Source organism: Aquimarina sp. AWH4_224 (assembly GCF_056160245.1).
On sequence record NZ_JBSWWU010000003.1, the window covers coordinates 300,234 to 319,494 of the forward strand.

Annotated in this window: 17 protein-coding genes and 2 tRNA genes; 11 read left to right on the top strand and 8 right to left on the bottom strand. The window is 36.9% G+C overall.

Annotation, left to right across the window (positions count from 1 at the left end; all coding sequences use genetic code 11):
* Positions 1–20 precede the first annotated feature (20 nt).
* Together ACXAGJ_RS07460 and ACXAGJ_RS07465 are read right to left on the bottom strand one after the other, a co-directional pair.
* Entirely contained in the window at positions 21–254 is a 234-nt protein-coding gene (locus ACXAGJ_RS07460; RefSeq protein ID WP_073317304.1) for a hypothetical protein, read from the bottom strand.
* Between the two features lie 151 nt (positions 255–405).
* The gene (locus ACXAGJ_RS07465; protein WP_474838543.1) at positions 406–1,053 is read right to left on the bottom strand and encodes a hypothetical protein; all 648 of its coding nucleotides are present in this window, start codon (positions 1,051–1,053) and stop codon (positions 406–408) included.
* Between the two features lie 269 nt (positions 1,054–1,322).
* Here ACXAGJ_RS07465 and lipA point away from each other — a divergent pair, with 269 nt between their 5' ends.
* The 3 genes from lipA to ACXAGJ_RS07480 are packed head-to-tail and all read left to right on the top strand — an operon-like array spanning position 1,323 to position 5,480.
* Entirely contained in the window at positions 1,323–2,195 is an 873-nt protein-coding gene (gene lipA / locus ACXAGJ_RS07470; RefSeq protein WP_073317298.1) for a lipoyl synthase, read from the top strand.
* Between the two features lie 27 nt (positions 2,196–2,222).
* The gene (gap, locus tag ACXAGJ_RS07475) at positions 2,223–3,227 is read left to right on the top strand and encodes a type I glyceraldehyde-3-phosphate dehydrogenase (RefSeq protein ID WP_474838545.1); all 1,005 of its coding nucleotides are present in this window, start codon (positions 2,223–2,225) and stop codon (positions 3,225–3,227) included.
* Between the two features lie 30 nt (positions 3,228–3,257).
* Entirely contained in the window at positions 3,258–5,480 is a 2,223-nt protein-coding gene (locus tag ACXAGJ_RS07480; RefSeq protein WP_474839000.1) for a response regulator, read from the top strand.
* Between the two features lie 93 nt (positions 5,481–5,573).
* Here the strand turns inward: ACXAGJ_RS07480 and lpxK are convergent, their stop codons facing one another.
* Positions 5,574–6,584, bottom strand: coding sequence for a tetraacyldisaccharide 4'-kinase (gene lpxK / locus ACXAGJ_RS07485; protein WP_474838547.1), 1,011 nt, complete (start codon positions 6,582–6,584; stop codon positions 5,574–5,576).
* Positions 6,585–6,664: 80 nt separating this feature from the next.
* On the opposite strand from lpxK, the gene ACXAGJ_RS07490 reads away from it, so the two are divergent.
* The 3 genes from ACXAGJ_RS07490 to ACXAGJ_RS07500 all read left to right on the top strand — a co-directional run bounded on the left by ACXAGJ_RS07490 (position 6,665) and on the right by ACXAGJ_RS07500 (position 9,841).
* Positions 6,665–7,759, top strand: a complete 1,095-nt coding sequence (locus ACXAGJ_RS07490; RefSeq protein ID WP_474838549.1) for a Nif3-like dinuclear metal center hexameric protein — start codon at positions 6,665–6,667, stop codon at positions 7,757–7,759.
* A gap of 3 nt (positions 7,760–7,762) precedes the next feature.
* Entirely contained in the window at positions 7,763–8,539 is a 777-nt protein-coding gene (locus ACXAGJ_RS07495; RefSeq protein WP_474838551.1) for a zinc ribbon domain-containing protein, read from the top strand.
* Positions 8,540–8,602: 63 nt separating this feature from the next.
* Positions 8,603–9,841 carry a glycosyltransferase gene (locus ACXAGJ_RS07500; RefSeq protein WP_474838553.1) on the top strand — a complete coding sequence of 413 codons (1,239 nt, stop codon included), beginning with the start codon at positions 8,603–8,605 and terminating at the stop codon, positions 9,839–9,841.
* A 163-nt stretch (positions 9,842–10,004) separates the two neighbouring features.
* Here the strand turns inward: ACXAGJ_RS07500 and rpsT are convergent, their stop codons facing one another.
* The 4 genes from rpsT to proS all read right to left on the bottom strand — a co-directional run bounded on the left by rpsT (position 10,005) and on the right by proS (position 12,065).
* Positions 10,005–10,253 (bottom strand): 30S ribosomal protein S20, encoded by a 249-nt coding sequence (gene rpsT / locus ACXAGJ_RS07505; RefSeq protein WP_073317281.1) that lies wholly within the window; start codon positions 10,251–10,253, stop codon positions 10,005–10,007.
* 39 nt (positions 10,254–10,292) lie between these two features.
* Positions 10,293–10,364, bottom strand: a tRNA-Glu gene (locus ACXAGJ_RS07510).
* A 70-nt stretch (positions 10,365–10,434) separates the two neighbouring features.
* Positions 10,435–10,506 (bottom strand) — tRNA-Glu (locus ACXAGJ_RS07515).
* A gap of 80 nt (positions 10,507–10,586) precedes the next feature.
* A complete protein-coding gene (gene proS, locus ACXAGJ_RS07520; RefSeq protein ID WP_474838556.1) occupies positions 10,587–12,065 on the bottom strand; it encodes a proline--tRNA ligase in 1,479 nt (492 codons plus the stop codon).
* Between the two features lie 99 nt (positions 12,066–12,164).
* Here proS and ACXAGJ_RS07525 point away from each other — a divergent pair, with 99 nt between their 5' ends.
* On the top strand, positions 12,165–13,280 hold the full coding sequence (locus ACXAGJ_RS07525) for a hypothetical protein (RefSeq protein ID WP_474838558.1): 1,116 nt from the start codon (positions 12,165–12,167) through the stop codon (positions 13,278–13,280).
* Between the two features lie 79 nt (positions 13,281–13,359).
* On the top strand, positions 13,360–14,871 hold the full coding sequence (locus tag ACXAGJ_RS07530) for an OmpP1/FadL family transporter (RefSeq protein WP_474838560.1): 1,512 nt from the start codon (positions 13,360–13,362) through the stop codon (positions 14,869–14,871).
* A 59-nt stretch (positions 14,872–14,930) separates the two neighbouring features.
* Here ACXAGJ_RS07530 and ACXAGJ_RS07535 read toward each other — a convergent pair whose 3' ends face one another.
* Positions 14,931–16,436: a T9SS type B sorting domain-containing protein gene (locus ACXAGJ_RS07535; protein WP_474838562.1), complete on the bottom strand. Its 1,506-nt coding sequence runs from the start codon at positions 16,434–16,436 to the stop codon at positions 14,931–14,933.
* A 262-nt stretch (positions 16,437–16,698) separates the two neighbouring features.
* On the opposite strand from ACXAGJ_RS07535, the gene folE reads away from it, so the two are divergent.
* The 3 genes from folE to yidD are packed head-to-tail and all read left to right on the top strand — an operon-like array spanning position 16,699 to position 19,176.
* Positions 16,699–17,376: a GTP cyclohydrolase I FolE gene (gene folE, locus ACXAGJ_RS07540; protein WP_474838564.1), complete on the top strand. Its 678-nt coding sequence runs from the start codon at positions 16,699–16,701 to the stop codon at positions 17,374–17,376.
* 31 nt (positions 17,377–17,407) lie between these two features.
* Entirely contained in the window at positions 17,408–18,904 is a 1,497-nt protein-coding gene (gene cysS / locus ACXAGJ_RS07545; RefSeq protein WP_474838566.1) for a cysteine--tRNA ligase, read from the top strand.
* Between the two features lie 20 nt (positions 18,905–18,924).
* Positions 18,925–19,176, top strand: a complete 252-nt coding sequence (yidD, locus tag ACXAGJ_RS07550) for a membrane protein insertion efficiency factor YidD (protein ID WP_474839002.1) — start codon at positions 18,925–18,927, stop codon at positions 19,174–19,176.
* The last annotated feature ends 85 nt before the right edge of the window (positions 19,177–19,261 follow it).

Genomic DNA, 19,261 nt, shown 5'->3' on the forward strand with positions numbered 1-19,261 from the left:
GTATAAAGGTATTATGATAATTACCTTAAATTAAAGGTAGTAAACCTTTTTATCACAACAAACAGCGGATCTATCCATTTGTCGTTAATCTTTTTATCGTATTTCACAAATTTTTGCACTAAGCCTTTTGGTGCCGAAATCTCTTTTTCTATCGCAGTAATATTGATATATCTGTGATTATTTAACAACCATTTTTCAACACGCTTACGATCATTCTGTCTTTTTTTAGGACTGACTAATTCCTCTTGCATCATTTTTCCTCGTTTTGCTTTGATAACTTTTAAATCCGAAAAAAATTTTATGTTAACTTAATTTTAACCTCATGTTAAAATAATTTTATGAATTATAAATAAAAAAAACCGGTATCGAAATTTAACACCGGTTTTTCGTCTTGTTTGATAAAAACTACCTTTCGAATCCTTTTTCAACAGATAAAATCACATTAAAGGTTTCATTTTCAGGATTCACCAACACCGGATACTTCCCAGCTTTAACGGTATTCCCGTACAACCCTAATGATCTGCTTGTTTCTGCATCTAGTTTAAGATCGTTTTCAAGATAAAAAACACCAGATTCTTTGTCTCGAATTTCCATAAGCTCATTTTGCTCATAAAACTGTAATCCTGCAATTTGTTCATTGAGTGCAAACGGAGCAGACCCAATTCTTGGATCAATTTCCAGCTCCAGTTTATCACGAATGGATTCAAATTCTCTTGGGTCAATTTTTTCATAAATATCCCAAGGATCAAAAATTTCTATCCAACATGGAATTAACCAACATGGATCAAAAATGATCTCTGGGAAACAAAACCTTTCGATACTACAAATCCCAGGTAGGTTTTTGTTACAATAAAACCCAAAAGGACTTGCAACCCATCGACCGTATTCAATAAAATATACGCAGTATCGTCCGCCATATTTACCTTCTACGGCCTCTTCAACTCCGACTTGGCTATCGGTAATCGAATTTTGTGGTTCGTAATCTGTTTCTTTCTCGCATGCTCCTGATAGCAAAAGCATTACGCCCATGATCATTACTGTTAGTTTTTTCATAATTAATGGTTTTAAGAGTTCTCCTACTCTATTTAGGTTTTTCGGATACCACCTTTGTTAAAAAATTCAAAACAAATGTAACAACATGTATAACAGCATATTAGGATCATACAACTGAATCTAAACAGGAAAAAACCTGATCAAAAATGGGATTAAAACCTTTGGATAAAAACCAGAAATAAGATAGACTCTTATAGAAAACATAACTTTTATAAGAACTACATACTAATCAAACCTTTCTTCGTATTTTTGCTAAAAATATTGCTTGTATGAACAATGACGTAAGTAGCGTAGCTCCGCCAAAGACAAAACCAAAGTGGTTACGAGTAAAACTCCCAACAGGGAAAAAATATACCGAACTACGAGGACTTGTAGACAAATACAACTTACACACTATCTGTACTTCTGGTAGTTGTCCTAATATGGGAGAATGCTGGAGTGAAGGAACAGCTACCTTCATGATTCTAGGTAATATCTGTACCCGTTCCTGTGGTTTTTGTGGAGTAAAAACCGGTAGACCCGAAACTGTAGATTGGGAAGAACCTGAAAAAGTTGCTCGTTCTATCAAAATAATGAACATCAAACATGCTGTAGTTACTTCAGTGGATCGAGATGATTTGGCTGATGGAGGTTCTATCATCTGGGCAGAAACCATTCAGGCTATACGACGAATGAACCCAGAAACCACACTAGAAACCTTAATTCCCGATTTTCAAGGAAAAACCAAAAACATTGACCGTATAATAGCAGTAAAACCAGAAGTGGTTTCGCACAATATGGAAACGGTAAAACGACTTACCCGAGAAGTACGAATTCAGGCAAAGTATGAACAAAGTCTTCAGGTTTTAAAATATCTTAAGGACAATGGTATTAATCGCACCAAAAGTGGAATTATGCTTGGACTGGGCGAAACCGAAGAAGAAGTAATACAAACCCTTAAGGATCTTAGGGCCGTAAACTTGGATATCGTGACTATTGGTCAATACCTTCAACCCAGTAAAAAACACCTACCTGTCAAAGAGTTCATTACACCAGATCAATTTCAGAAATACGAAAAAATAGGTTTAGAAATGGGGTTCAGACATGTGGAGAGTGGCGCATTGGTGAGATCCTCATACAAAGCACAAAAACATTTGACCTAAAATAAAAAAAGCATCAGTTAGGAAGTAATGAATACCCCTATTAGAATTGCCATCAACGGTTTTGGAAGAATCGGACGAAGTCTCTTTAGATTACTTATCGATCATTCTGAAATTGAAGTTGTAGCCATAAACGATCTTGCAGATGCAAGAACTCTTAGTCATTTACTGAAGTATGATAGTATCCATGGCGTTTTACCATTAGAGGTAACTTACGATAAGGACCATATCATTATTAACGAAAAAAAGATCCCTCTTCTTAATCAAAAGGATCCAGAACATTGTGATTGGAGTTCTTATGAAGTGGATATTGTAGTAGAGGCTACCGGAAAATTTAAGACCAGACCTTTATTAGAAAAACACTTAAATGCTGGAGCTAAAAGAGTAATCCTCTCTGTACCGCCTCAGGATGACCAGATTAAAACAGTGGTTTTGGGAGTAAACGATGATATTTTGGATGGATCTGAAACTATCATATCCAACGCTTCATGCACTACAAACAATGCAGCGCATATGATCAAGGTGGTTAATGATCTTTGCGGAATCGAACAGGCTTATATTACCACGGTGCATAGTTATACCACAGATCAAAGTTTACATGACCAACCTCATCGTGACTTGAGAAGAGCAAGGGCTGCTGGACAATCTATTGTGCCCACCACTACAGGAGCTGCCAAGGCACTTACCAAAATTTTTCCTGAGCTAAGTTCGGTCATCGGAGGTTGCGGAATAAGAGTACCTGTACCCGATGGATCTTTGACCGATGTTACTTTTAACGTAAAAGAAGAGACTACTATTGAAGAGATAAATAATGCCTTTAAGCAAGCCGCAGAAAACAATTTAAGCGGTATTTTAGCATATACAGAGGATCCAATTGTTTCTATTGATATCATTGGAAATCCACACTCCTGTGTTTTTGATTCCCTGATGACATCTGTTATCGGAAAAATGGTAAAAATTATTGGATGGTATGACAATGAGATAGGCTATAGTCATAGAATAATAGATTTAATTATTAACATTTGTAAGAAATAACTATATTAGTTGACATATTTCAAAGGAAAAATGCCAACCCAAATCAGATTTTTTATATTCAAATTTTTATGTATCTGTTGTTTTTATGCGTCTGCTCAAATTCCAGAAATTGCAAAAAACAATCAGGTCAAGGATTCTATTGAAAGTTATTTAGTAAGAGCTTCAAACTCAATTGATCAGGCTCAACTAGAACTTGCCCTTTCCAATATTATTCAAGCAAAAGAAATCGCTTTACAAAATCAAGATCGTATCTATATCTCTAAAACTAATATGGTCTTGGCCAAGTTATACAGAGAACTCGGTGATTTAAATCAAGCAGAAGACCAGATCCTGGATGCTATAAAAATTCAGGAAGAGGAAGAGAATGAGGAGATGCTGGCACATTCATATATGATATATGGAGCAATTGCCACCAAACTTGAAAAATATGATATTGCAGAAGAAGCTTTAAATTCTGCACTTACCTTAACCCAAGAAAATGATATTTTGGGGTATCAAGGTCCTATAAAGACCAATCTTGGTATATTGGCATTGGCTCAAAAAAAACCTGATCTTGCCATCCAACATTTCAATAGTGGACTCCCCATGATTGATTCGTTTGATATGCATTATTTTAAAGCTAAACTTTATGTAAATAAAGCAAAAGCTCAATTGATGCTAGATATGCCGGATGAAGCCCAACAAACCAATGAGCTTGCCCTCCAAATCGGTAAAGAAAAAAAATATCCCGAAATTCGATCAGAGTGCTATAAGTTATACAGTAGGATTTTTGAAAAGCAACAAAACTTTCTTACCTCTCTTGATCACTTAAAGACCCATCAGAAAATAAAGGATTCTCTATTTAATATTAATAAAGAGATTATTGCGCAGGAAGCAGGGGCTAAATTGAATTTGAACGAAAACAATGTATTGATTGAAGAGTTGACAGAAGAAAATATTCAACAACAAAAGTCTTTAAAGCTAGGTAGACTTACTACCATTTTGAGTATCGCACTCATTACTATACTCTCTTTGCTTACGCTTTCGTTGTATAAAAATAATAATTTGAGAGCCAAAGCCAACGAGCTGCTTCAAAACAAAAACACAGAACTCATCTTGGCAAAAGAAAATGCAGAAAGAGCAAGTGAAGCTAAGGTACAGTTCTTGTCGACCATTACTCACGAATTACGCACACCTTTGTATGCGGTAACCGGGCTAACCCATTTACTATTGGAAGAAAGCCCAACACCTAATCAAAAAGAACATCTAAATTCCCTTAAGTTCTCTGGAGAATATCTTTTATCTCTCATTAACAATATTTTAGATCTAAACAAATTAGAAGCAAACAAAGTAGAAATCGAAAATACTTCTTTCAATCTCAAGAAAAGAATTAACGATGTACTTATCGCTTTGGGTAAATCTGCAAAAGACAGAAATAACAAACTACACTACGAATTCGATGACAATGTACCTGCCAAACTAAAAGGAGACCCATTAAAGGTTTCTCAGGTTTTGATCAATTTAATTGGTAATTCTATAAAGTTCACGCAAAATGGCGATATCTGGATAAGAGTTAAGTTAATTAGCATGATTGAAAACAAAGTTTTCCTCAACTTTAGTATTGAAGATAATGGTGTGGGAATTTCTGAAAAGAAACAACAAAGCATATTCGAAAACTTCACCCAAGGTTCTGTTCAAATCAATCGAAAATTTGGAGGTACAGGTTTAGGGCTTTCTATTGTAAAGAACCTTCTTAATCTAATGGATAGCGAGATTAAATTAGAAAGTGAACTGGGCAAAGGTTCCAAGTTTCTTTTTGATTTAAAATTTGAGGTCGTGGAGGACAAGAGTACGAATTACTCTGAGGAAGCTAAGAAAATCGATTATAAAGTGATGATCGATAAAAACATTCTGATTGTAGAAGACAATAAGATCAACCAGTTGATTACCAGGAAAATTCTTGAAAAGAATAAAATCATTTGCGACGTAGCCGACAATGGGGATATTGCGGTACACAAAGTAAAAGAAAATACTTATGATCTTATTCTCATGGATATCCACATGCCAGGAATTAGTGGTATAGAAGCCACTAGACAAATCAGAGAATTTAATACCGAGATTCCGGTTATCGCCTTAACTGCAGTAACGCTAGATGATAATCTGGATGAATTTTACGATAACGGATTCAATGATATCATTCCAAAACCCTACAAAACCGAGGAATTTTTCACGAAACTACATAAGGCTTTAAAAGAAAAACAAACCACAACATAATAAATGGCATAAGAATTGATAAATACTAATTAAGCTTAGTAAAACAAGCTTTTGAATTAGCCTAGATAAAATTAGAATGAGGTCTTTTTGGCCTCATTTTTTTATGCATTCCAGTATCTTTTGATCAAACAATTCCTGCGCTACGATAAAACTTACTGAAATGGGCTGATACCATAATTCGGTGGTATCATCAAGCTGTTTGCATAAACGTATATAGTCCTTCTCTGTGGTTATAATACGTTCACATCTTTTTAATTTTTCCAGATCCTTGTCGGTAAAATTATGATGATCTGGAAAATTTAAGTGCTCAGACTCCAACCCTAGTTCGCGGTAATAATTAACCAACGGCCCAGGGTTAGCAATCCCTGTTACCAATGTAAAAGGTAATTCTTGAAATTTTTCTACCGACTGCACTCCTTGTGTACCCACTAGTGTGTTTTCGTAAGCTATAGAAGTAAAAAATAAGGATTGATGAGGCAAAACATTGAGTTCCCTCTCTATTTTACTCCGTTCCTGCTCTGTTATTGAAGCCGGACATTTGGTTACTATAATAATGTCTGCACGTTGAGCACCACTGCGTGGTTCTCTCAGATTACCTGTTGGCAAAACGATGTCTTCACTATATAACTCATAATAAGGAGTCAACAAAATATAAAATCCAGCTTTCACCTTCCGATGTTGATACGCATCATCAAGGATTAGCAATTCGGGTTGCGGGTCTTGAGATCGTAATTGATGGATTCCATTACGTCGATCCGCATCTACTCCTACCAAAACATCTTCAAACTTAGTTTTAAACTGCAAGGGTTCATCTCCAACATCTATAGCTTCAGAAGACGTTTTTACGATTTGAAACCCCTTTGTTTTTCTCTTATATCCTCTACTTAAAGTCGCAATTCTAGTATGATCTTTTAGCAACCGAATCAAATACTCCACCATTGGGCTTTTTCCTGTCCCTCCAACACTTAGATTCCCTACAGCAATAACCGGGAATTTATAACTGGTAGATTTTTTTATCCCAAGATCATACATTTTGTTTCTAAACCATGTAATCAGGTAATAAATAGGAACTATGGGTAAAAGTAATTTTCGAAGCACATTCATACGCACAAAAGTATAAAACGAAACTTTGATTATTGCTAAAAGTTTTTTTACATTTCATTTTTTAATAAAAAGAAATCACAATGTTAATTAAAGAGGTTATTCAACATTTAGAAGCTTTGGCACCAACATCTTATGCAGAGGATTTTGATAATGTTGGATTATTGGTAGGAACACCGGATACAGAGGTTACAGGAATTTTAGTAACTCTAGACACATTAGAAGTTATAATTGACGAAGCTATTGAAAACAACTGTAATTTGATTGTTAGTTTCCATCCTATCGTCTTTAAAGGAATCAAAAAGTTCAATGGCAAGACTTATGTTGATCGTGTAGTAACCAAAGCGATCAAACACGATATAGCCATATTTGCAATTCATACTGCTTTGGACAACGCCATACACGGAGTAAACGACATGATCTGTGAACAATTAGGATTAATCAACCGACAGATATTAATTCCACAGCAAAAAACCATTAAGAAGCTGGTCACTTATGCTCCTGTGGCAGAAGCCGATCAATTGAAGTCTAAACTATTTGAAGCTGGAGCAGGAACTATTGGTAAGTATTCTAATTGTAGTTTCTCTAGTGAAGGTTTAGGAACATTTCAAGCTTCTGAGACCGCAAATCCTTCTATCGGAGAAATTGGAAAAACGCATACCGAAAAAGAAAGTCAAATTGAGGTTACCTTTCCAAAACATTTGGAAAGCGCTATTTTGAAAGCTCTTTTTAATAATCACTCCTACGAAGAAGTGGCTTATGAAGTGACCACCCTTGAAAATACCAATCAAAATATAGGGATGGGAATGATTGGCGAACTTCCAGATGCTATGAATGAATTAGATTTCCTAAAGCACATCAAAAAAATCTTTAAGAGCGGATGTGTAAGACACTCTCAGTTATTGGAAAAACCCATCAAAAAAGTAGCTGTATTAGGAGGAAGCGGTAGCTTTGCTATAAAAAATGCACAAAAAGCAGGTGCTGATGTTTTTATTACTGCAGATCTTAAATATCACCAATTTTACGAGGCTGAAAAAAAGCTAATATTGGCTGATATTGGGCATTATGAAAGCGAACAGTACACAAAAAATCTAATTGTTAGCTATCTTAGAAAAAAAATCAGTAATTTTGCAATCATTTTATCGGATAAAAACACCAATCCAATTCAATACCTGTAAAATATGGCAAAGAAAGAAGTTACTGTTGAGCAAAAATTAAGAGCATTATATGACTTGCAATTAATTGACTCTAGAGTTGATGAGATCAGAAACGTACGTGGAGAACTACCTTTAGAAGTTGAAGATCTTGAAGATGAAGTAGCCGGATTAAATAAAAGATTAGAAAAGCTTACTGCGGATCTGGAAACTATCGATGATAGTATCAAAAACAAGAAAAATTTGATCGAAGAAGCTAAAGCTTTGATTAAAAAATACGGAGAGCAACAAAAAAATGTTCGAAACAACCGCGAATATAACTCACTAAGCAAGGAAATTGAATTTCAAGAGTTAGAAATTCAATTGGCAGAAAAGCACATCAAAGAGCACAAAGCGCAGATCGTTCAGAAAAACGAAATCATCACACAAACCAAAGACAAACTTGGCGAGCGTAATGAGCACTTATCTCACAAAAAAGGTGAGCTTGATGCTATCCTAGCAGAAACCGAGAAAGAAGAGCAAGCATTGATCGCAAAATCAGAAGATTTTCAGAAAGAAATCGAGGAGCGTTTAATTGTTGCTTACAAAAGAATCAGAAGTAACGTAAAAAATGGATTAGCAGTAGTTCCTATCGAGCGTGGAGCTTCTGGAGGTTCTTTCTTTACTATTCCTCCTCAAGTTCAAATGGAGATTGCTTCTCGTAAAAAAATCATTACCGATGAGCACAGTGGTCGAATTTTAGTAGATCAGGAGCTTGCCAGAGAAGAAAAGGAAAAAATGGAAGCACTTTTCTCTAAGCTATAAAGAAACTATTTTAAAAATATAAGTAAGCCTCAGTTATCTGAGGCTTTTTTGATACTAGTAATCATGAAGCATGTACTTATTATAGGATCCGTTTGGCCAGAACCTAAGTCGTCTGCTGCAGGCAGCAGAATGCTTCAACTCATACAATTACTACTAGAAAAAGGGTTCAAAATTACTTTTGCGAGCACGGCAAACCCTTCCGAAAATATGTATGACTTGCAAAGTATCGGAATTCAAAAAATAACTATAGAAGTCAATAACTCTAGTTTTGATACTATTCTAAAAAAATTAGATCCAAGCATCATTATATTCGATCGATTTATGATCGAAGAACAATTTGGATGGAGAGTGACTAATACATGTCCTAACGCCCTGAGAATTCTAAATACAGAAGATTTACACTGCCTTAGAAAAACCAGAGAAGCTTTTTTGAAAACAGGTAAAAAGTTCGAACATCAAGACCTTTTGGACCAAGAGATCACCAAAAGAGAAATAGCTAGCATTTATCGTTCGGATCTTTCATTGATCATTTCAGACTATGAAATGGAACTTTTGAAGAGTACCTTCAGTATCAATGATGGGTTATTGCACTATCTACCTTTTCTATTACCAAGTATCACCTCGACCACTATAGAGAAATGGCCTTTATACGAAGAAAGGACACATTTTGTAACTATTGGTAATTTTCGACATGGACCTAATTGGAATAGTATTTTATATCTTAAAGAGGATATATGGCCTCTGATTCGAAAAGAACTTCCTAAAGCAGAATTACACATTTATGGAGCCTATCCTCCCCCAAAAGCCATGCAATTACACAACACAAAAGACGGTTTTATCATCAAAGGATGGACAGAAAATGCGAAAGAAGTGATCAAAAATGCAAGAGTTTGTGTGGCTCCTCTTCGTTTTGGTGCCGGAATAAAAGGGAAACTAGCAGATGCTATGCTTTGCGGGACCCCTAGCGTAACCACTTCTATAGGTAGCGAAGGCATGCTTGATGACGATCAGGACTGGAATGGCTTTATAAAAGAAGACCCACTTGCTTTTGCCAAAGCAGCTATAAGACTGTATACCAATGAAAATTTATGGCGACAGTCTCAGCAAAATGGAATCGAAATCATTAATACTCGTTTTCAAAAAGAAAAATTCACGAATTCTTTTTACAACACCATTGAAGATCTAATTGCGAATCTACCCAAGCACCGTTCTAAGAATTTTATTGGGTCCATGCTACAACATCACACCCTACGCAGCACAGAGTATATGTCTAGATGGATTGAAGAGAAAAACAAAAAATAGAGATCACCAAGGAGCAAGTCAGCACAGGAAGTTACTGTTCTAAAAATGTTCACGTTCGACCTATTATGTAATAACAACACACATCAAAGGATATACATAAACAACAAAAAAAGCCCTTCCTTTTCAGGAAGAGCTTATATACTTTTTCAATGCTTACTCTTAATTAAAGAGCAGCTACGTGCTTTGCAAGCTTCGACTTTAAATTAGCGGCTTTATTCTTATGAATAACGTTGTTCTTCGCTAATTTATCAAGCATAGAAACAACTGTAGGGAACAATGTCTCTGCCTCCTTCTTATCAGCTTCACGTAACTTCTTGATAGCATTACGTGTAGTTTTGTGCTGATATCTATTTCTAAGACGCTTTGTCTCGCTATTTCTAATTCTTTTTAACGCTGACTTATGATTTGCCATCTTCTTTTGCTAATTAAATTTCTTACTACTAAAAATTTGTAGCCCGTAGGGGAATCGAACCCCTCTTACCAGGATGAAAACCTGGCGTCCTAGCCGATAGACGAACGGGCCATTTTTTCTTTTTTCAAAGATTGCAAATTTACAGCTTTCACTATTAATCTGCAATTAATTTTAATCTTCGTAGCCCGTAGGGGAATCGAACCCCTCTTACCAGGATGAAAACCTGGCGTCCTAGCCGATAGACGAACGGGCCATAGTTGTTTGCCTAATTGCGGATGCAAAAATACAACTATTTTTTAATGGCGCAAGTGTTATTTTATTTTTTTCTAAAACTTAATATGCCTTTGCGAATAAAACCCTCACTTTAGACGGTTTACCGGTATACACACAAGTACCATTTTCTTCTTTAGCATCAAAAGGAATACATCGAATTGTAGCCTTTGTAAGCTCTTTTATCTTTTGTTCGGTTTCTGCAGTACCATCCCAGTGCGCAGAAATAAATCCTCCCTTATTCTCTAAAACCTCTTTAAATTCTTCAAAAGAATTAACTTCAGTAATATGCTCATCTCTATATTGAGTAGCCTTTTGATGTAAACTCTCCTGAATCTCTTTAAGCAAAGCATCTACAGTATCCACAACTTTATCTTTACTCACAAACTCTTTGGATAACGTATCTCTTCTTGCCAATTCTACAGTACCTTTCTCCAGATCTTTAGGGCCAATTGCGATCCTTAATGGCACACCCTGCAACTCGTATTGTGCAAACTTAGCTCCTGGTCTATGCGTATCTCTATTATCAAATTTTACCGTGATTCCTTTTGATCTAAGATCCGCAACCAATTCATTGGCTACTTCAGAAATTTGATCCAATTGTTCCTGCCCCTTGTATATTGGTACAATCACCACTTGTATTGGCGCGAGATTTGGAGGTAGCACAAGCCCATTATCATCACTATGTGTCATAATCAATGCTCCCATCAATCTGGTAGAAACTCCCCATGATGTTGCCCAAACGTAATCCAGCTTTCCTTCTTTAGAAGTAAACTTTACATCAAAGGCTTTTGCAAAATTTTGCCCTAAAAAATGAGAGGTTCCAGCCTGAAGCGCTTTCCCATCCTGCATCAATGCTTCAATACAATAGGTGTCTTCTGCCCCAGCAAAACGCTCACTTTCCGTTTTTCTACCTTTTACCACAGGTATCGCCATAAAATTCTCTACAAAATCCGCATACACATTATTCATCTGTTCGGTTTCTGCTATTGCCTCTTCTCTAGTCTCATGCGCAGTATGACCTTCTTGCCACAAAAACTCTGCTGTACGCAAAAATAAACGCGTTCTCATCTCCCATCGTACCACATTCGCCCATTGATTAACTAAAATTGGCAAATCACGATAAGATTGTATCCAGCCTTTGTATGTATTCCAGATGATTGCTTCTGAAGTAGGCCGAACAATCAGCTCTTCCTCTAATTTGGCTTTTGGATCAACGATTAATTTTGAAGCATCGTCCGGATCTGTTTTCAATCGATAGTGAGTTACTACTGCACATTCTTTCGCAAATCCTTCTGCATTTTTCTCTTCGGCTTCAAACAAACTTTTAGGCACAAATAATGGAAAATACGCATTTTGGTGCCCTGTTTCTTTAAATTTTCTATCTAACTCCGCTTGCATTTTTTCCCAAATAGCATATCCATAGGGCTTGATTACCATACAACCTCTTACCGCTGAATTCTCGGCTAAGTCGGCCTTCACGACCAATTCGTTATACCATTTTGAATAATCTTCGCTACGCTTTGTTAAATTCTTACCCATAAACTATTATTTGGCACAAATGTTGTGACATTGTTAAATAAAATTTTGTTAGCGCAAAACTAACTAAATTTGTAATGTTCAACAATAAAATAAGAAGATATGCGACCTAAAAATTATTTTCAGAAAAATGGAGCCATTGGAGTGTTACTTTTGGCTAGCGCATTTTTGTTGACGTCTTGTGGCTCATATGAATATGTACCTTACGATGATGGAATATATGGAGAAGCCAGAAGCCAGAGAAATGTAGAAACTCCAAGAAATAACACAGCTAATCAACCTAATAATCAATCCAATTATTATTCTAGTTACTTTTCTGAAAAGTCGGCGCAAATTGATGATGTTGTCGAACAGAATGAAGTTTTTACTGATATCGACTCTTACTCAAGTGAAGGATATGATGCGGCAGACACTACCGCAACCGCACTAAATTATGAAGTAGGAAATCCTTCTTGGGGAAGTAACCCCACAGAAGTTAATGTAAATCTAATCAATACCGGATGGAATGGCTGGGGTCCTAGATGGGGTCTTGGATGGGGATGGAACGGTTTCTATGGCCCTGGTTGGGGATGGAACGGTTTCTATGATCCTTGGGGATTTGGATACGGTGGATTTGGATTCGGCGGATTTGGATTCGGATTTGGATACGGCGGAGGATTTTGGTGCCCACCTTATGGAGCCGGATTCTATGGCCCAGGATTTTACGGTAGAGGATTCTACGGAGCTCCTTTTTATCGTGGTGGAAGATATATCGCATATAATCGCGGAAGAAGAAACGGATATATTGCGTATAACGGGAGTAGATACAACAGTAGATATAATACATCTAGGAGTCGCTATAGAGGATCAAGAACCTATGCAAATCGTTCTCGAAGCACTAATTATAGTCGAACTCGACAAGGATATACAAATCGCAGAAGAGTTTCTGCTGATGCATCAAGCAGATCGCGTAGCTCTAGCTACTCTAATGGATCAGGTTACGGAACACGTTCAAGATCATCTGTGGGAAATAGCTCCAGAACATACTCTAGTTCTGGATCTAGAGCAAGAAGCAGTAGTTCTTCTAACAGAAGCAGATCATACACCCCTTCTTCAGGATCTTCGAGAAGCCGTGGTAGCTACTCTAGAGGAGGAAGCTCAAGAAGCAGTGGTTACCGAGGTGGAGGAAGCAGATCCTCTTCAAGAAGTAGTGGTAGCAGAAGTAGAGGAAGAGGATAAAAACACCTTGATCTTTATCAATTCTATTTGTAGAATGTCATCATAACACAGACATTCTGTAAATCTAAATTTGTACAAAATGAAAAAACTATTTTTGTTCATAGGTGTCCTATCTATGTCTTTTCTGAACGCTCAAGATATTACAGATGCACTGCGATACTCGCAACAAAATGTATTGGGTACGGCTCGATTTAGAGGAATGAGTGGAGCCTTTGGAGCCTTGGGAGGAGATTTGTCATCTATTCAGATTAACCCAGCGGGATCGGCAGTTTTCTTAAACTCCTATGGATCAATAACGCTTGGATCTACAAGAACTATAAATGAGGCTCGCTATTTTGATGGATTTGCCAGCGAAAGTGACACTAATATCAATTTTAATCAATTGGGAACCGTATTGGTTTACGACAACAGTCACTCCTCTTCTAATATCAAACGCTTTTCTCTTGGTCTTGCTTATGAGCAAACAGCAGATAATGCGGATGAATTTGTAAGCTTTGGTCGCAGCACAAATTCTATCGACAGCTTTTTTCTTGCAGAAGCCCAAGGATTACCATTGGATTTAATTACACGCAGAACTGGTGAATCTGTAAATGACCTATATGCCTTTCTTGGAGAAACTGAAGGTTTTGGCGTACAACAGGCCTTTTTAGGACATGAAGCCTTCGTCATCGATGCTGTAGATCCTGATGACCCAGATAACACAGCATATGTTTCCAATATCGCATCAGGTGTTTTTGATCAGGAATACATTGTAGAAAGCACAGGTCTTAACGGTAAATTCACTATTAATGGAGGAGCGCAAATTAATGACGATTTGTATGTAGGAGTTAACTTGAATACTCATTTTATAAATTACGATAGAGTCACTGAGTTTTTTGAAGGAAACAACAACGCAGGTAGCAATATAAATGAGGTAATTTTTACGAATAGATTATCCACCAATGGGGCTGGATTTTCAGCACAGTTCGGAGCGATTGCAAAAGTATCTGATATATTGCGTCTGGGTGCATCATACGAATCCCCTACTTGGTATTATATTGAAGAGGAAACTGTTCAACGTTTGGAAACTTTTAGTGATGCAGATGGAACCGCTGTGGTAAATCCCAACATCATTAATCTTTTCCCAGAGTACAAACTAAGAACACCCGAAACCTATACGGGTAGTGCTGCCTTAATTTTTGGTAAGCAAGGATTAATTAGTCTGGATTACTCTTACAAAGATTATACTTCAATAGAATTAAGTTCTGACAACGGTGTAAATTTTGCCGGAGTGAATGGTGATATTGACACTGCATTACAAGATGTTGCCATTATTCGCTTAGGAACTGAATGGAGAAATGGAAACTGGAGTATCAGAGCAGGATACAGTTATGAAGAAAGTCCATACAAAGATGATCGCATCCTAAGTGATAAAAACGGATATTCTGTTGGCTTCGGTTACAATTTTGGCCAGTTCAAATTTGATTTTGCTTACGATTATACTGATCAACAAAGGCAAGAACAGTTTTTTCCAGGATCAGGCTTTACCAATTTTGCAGTGGTAGATACCTTTAAAGACAATTACACATTTACTCTTGGAATGAATTTTTAAGAGATTGAATAAATAGTATAAACAAAAAGAGCTTCCTATTTGGAAGCTCTTTTTGTGTTTTATCGTATCAGGGAAAAACTCCCCGCAAATACTCTTCTTCGCATGTTTGGATCTCGTGGTTCATTGAACTCTACTCTAAACCAATATTCAGAAGATGGCATGATTCTCCCGTTATAGGTTCCATCCCACCCCAGACCCCCTGGTCGTAATTGTTTTAATAACTTTCCGTAACGATCAAAGATGTAAATCTGCGCATTAGGCTGATCTTCTATATTAATGATATGCCAAGTATCATGAAAACTATCTCCATTAGGTGTAAAATATTTAGGATACCCCAAAATCATAATAATATCCGATTCTCTTTCTGTAGAAGGGCAATTGGCATATCTGGCCAAAATCCGATAATCCCCTGGAGGAACATCCTCAAACACTGGGGAAGACTGATACTCGCGATACTCACGGAATCCCTGACCTATATCCCGATCTAATCGGTACTCAAAATCAGTAAACCCTAATGCTTGTATATCTATAGGAGCTGTAGTAACCTCTGCCGTTATCGTATAGCTCCCGGCAAAAGATTCTTCAGCAATATTTCCGGTCACTGTAATTTCTTTAGTAGACACATCTACTACAGATAAATCATCACGCCCGACTTCGGTTGTTCCAGCGGTATCAGAATACCCAATTAATTGATAGGCTCCTTCAGCAGTAACACTTAGCACTGGAGTATCTGTTAATCCGCCCACATTAGTAAATGCTGTAGACCCTAAAGGCGCAGACTGCCACTGATATACAATTGCTCCAGGAAAACGTCCTTCAATAGAAATAGGGAACTCTCCACAGGTAGCAATATCAGGACCTACTCCTGGTTCTAGTATTGTACAGTCCGTAGTACCAGCATTATCTTCATCAAGATTGGTTTGTTGTAATTGAATTACACCAGCCTCATCAGAGAAATTAGTGATCAAAATGAAATAATATTCTCCTGTTTGTGCATTTGGAATAGTAAAAGTCTCAGTAAAGATCCCTTCCTCGGGGTTTCTGGCAAAACTACAATCTACAATATTGGTATTATCTAACCCCAAAGGGCCTGTAGTATAAAAATCCGGATCGTCTACATTGTTAACGCACTCTGCAGGTCTTGGCGTATCATCTCCAGCTGTATCACAACCTCGGGCCAGATCATCTTCACAATTGATAAAAGAAGTAGTAAACGGTCCCCAAGCTATAAAATCCACATCCAATTGCTGCTCTCCACGATCTAATCGACTGTTATCATTACCATCAACCCATTGTTGAATATCAAAAATCAACTCTCCTGCTTCATCAATTCTAAGAAAATACCAGGAAGAATTACGTGTACTATCCAAACAACCCAATCCCTGAAAACTAATATCCTCTCCTGTTATATTAGGAAAAGTCAGCTCCTGAGCGGCATCAGAACAAAATGGTTGAGCAAATCGACACGCTACATCAAAATCCACCTGGGCAACTCCAGAAAAAGGAGTTACTCCAATAAAAAAGAGGATCAACGCAATTTGAGGTAAAGATATTTTTTTTGCCATTGTCATATAACGTTAGAAACTACAATTTTCTTGTGTTTCGGTTAAATTTGGGATTTAAATATACAGAACTTCTACAATAAAACTACAATACGTAATTGTTTAACATTGCTTTTACTAAGTAAATCAACAAAATCGTATCTTTGCAAACTATGTTATGAAAGTATCCTAAACGGAAACCACACTGCTGTAAAAATTTATGTGCAAATATATATTTTGAAGTGTGATTCTTACTAGGATTTTATGAATATTAAATATTTGAAGTGTGAAAATTGACAAGGCCCTTGAAGCTATTGAAGCGCTAGGTGATAATCATGTAGCTACTAGCGCAACCACCCCTCTTAGAGAAGATGCCTTTAAACTTAGTGATAAAGAAAAAATTGCTCTGATTAAAGAAGATGTAAAACATATTATGGAAACCTTAGGTTTAGATCTTACCGACGACAGCCTACAAGGAACTCCACAACGCGTTGCAAAAATGTTCGTTAATGAAATTTTTTCTGGGTTACATCCGCAAAGAAAACCCGATGCCTCTACGTTTCAGAATCATTACAAATATGGTGAGATGTTGGTAGAAAAGAACATTACTGTATATTCTACTTGCGAACACCATTTATTACCTATTGTTGGTCGCGCACATGTTGCCTACATCTCTAATGGTACTGTAGTAGGACTATCCAAAATGAATCGTATTGTAGACTACTACGCCAAAAGACCGCAGGTACAAGAGCGTTTAACGATGCAAATTGTTCAAGATCTACAAGTGGTATTAGGAACTGAAGATGTAGCTTGTGTAATAGACGCAAAACATTTGTGCGTAAACTCCAGAGGAATACGCGACATTGAAAGTAGCACGGTTACCAGTGAATTTGGTGGAAAATTTAAAAATCCAGCTACAAAAAGAGAATTTTTGGATTACATTCAACTAGACACAACATTCTAATCTTAATACTAATTTCGGCACCTAACAAATTATGGCGACAGCTCCTTTGTACAAAACTCAAGAATTAAAAATTTACAACTCCTTAACCAGCGAAAAAGAAACCTTCACTCCTATTACTGAAGGTAACATTGGTATGTATGTATGTGGTCCAACAGTATATAGCAACGTACATCTTGGGAATTGTAGGACTTTTATTTCTTTTGATCTTGTTTTTAGATATTTAAGACATCTTGACTACAAAGTGCGCTATGTACGTAATATTACAGATGCTGGACATTTAGAAAACGATGCTGAAGAAGGAGAAGACAAAATAGCTAAAAAAGCTCGCATTGAGCAATTGGAACCCATGGAAATTGTACAACAATACACCTTGGATTTCCATAATGTGATGGCCAAATTCAACACCATCCCGCCTAGTATTGAACCAACAGCCACAGGGCATATTGTAGAGCAAATAGAAATCATCAAAACCATCATTGATAATGGTTTTGCTTATGAGTCTAATGGTTCTGTATATTTTGATGTACAAAAGTTCAATGAAACTAGTCAATACGGTAAGCTAAGCGGGCGTAATCTTGAGGATATGATTGCCAACACCAGAGAATTGGCAGCACAAACGGATAAAAAGAATCCTCAGGATTTTGCACTTTGGAAAAAAGCAGAACCTCAACATATCATGAGATGGCCTGCTCCATGGAGTGATGGTTTCCCGGGATGGCATTTGGAGTGTACTGTAATGAGTACCAAGTACCTAGGCGAACAATTTGATATTCACGGAGGTGGAATGGATCTGAAATTCCCACATCATGAATGTGAAATTGCCCAGGGAGAAGCTGCTTGCGGAAAAACACCGGTTAATTACTGGATGCATGCCAATATGCTTACTTTGAATGGTAAAAAAATGTCGAAATCTACAGGAAATACCATATCCCCGGCAGAATTGTTTACAGGTGAGAATAGTGTTCTTAATAAAGCGTTTGACCCTTCTATTGTACGCTTTTTTATGATGCAGGCTCATTACAGAAGTATCTTAGACTTTTCTAATGATGCATTAGAAGCTTCTGAGAAAGGATTTTACAGGCTTATGGACGCTTTTCAAACCCTTTCTAACTTGAAACCAGAACAAGCCACCCAAGGTTTTGATGTTGCTGCTTGGAGAAATGAATGTTATGAGGCTATGAATGATGATTTCAATAGCCCAATACTTATTGCTAAACTATTTGATGCTGTAAAATTCATCAATACGCTTAAAGAACAAAAGGCAGGCATTTCTGAAGAAGATCTAACGCTATTAAGTCAAACCATGCATGATTTCGTTTTTGATGTTCTTGGCCTGGTAAATGCAAACGAAGTGTCATCTGATGCTACTGACAAGCTTTCTGGAGCAGTAGAACTCCTAATTAAACTTAGAGCCGAAGCTAGAGCAAACAAGGATTTTGCAACTAGTGACAAGATTAGAGATGAGTTAGCAGAAATGGGAATTCAACTTAAGGACAGTCGAGAAGGAACTACATTCACTTTGAACTAATTGTTTTGAAGGTGAAGGAAATCATAAAAAAAGTACTCATATTTCCTTTTGTGGTACTGGTGAAATTGTATCAAAATTTGATCTCACCATTAACTCCTGCTACCTGCAGATACCATCCCACATGCTCTCATTACACTATTGAAGCTCTGCAGAAACACGGATTATTCAAAGGAAGTGTACTGGCTATAAAACGAATTTTCAGCTGCCACCCATGGGGAGGAAGCGGGTATGATCCCGTTCCTGAGGTAAAGAAAAAGTCGAATACAGAGTAAATAGTTAAATCTGTTGTTTATACTATGAATCAATCGTAATTATTTATTCATTATTTCCTTAAAAATCCGCTAAGTAGTTTCTGAT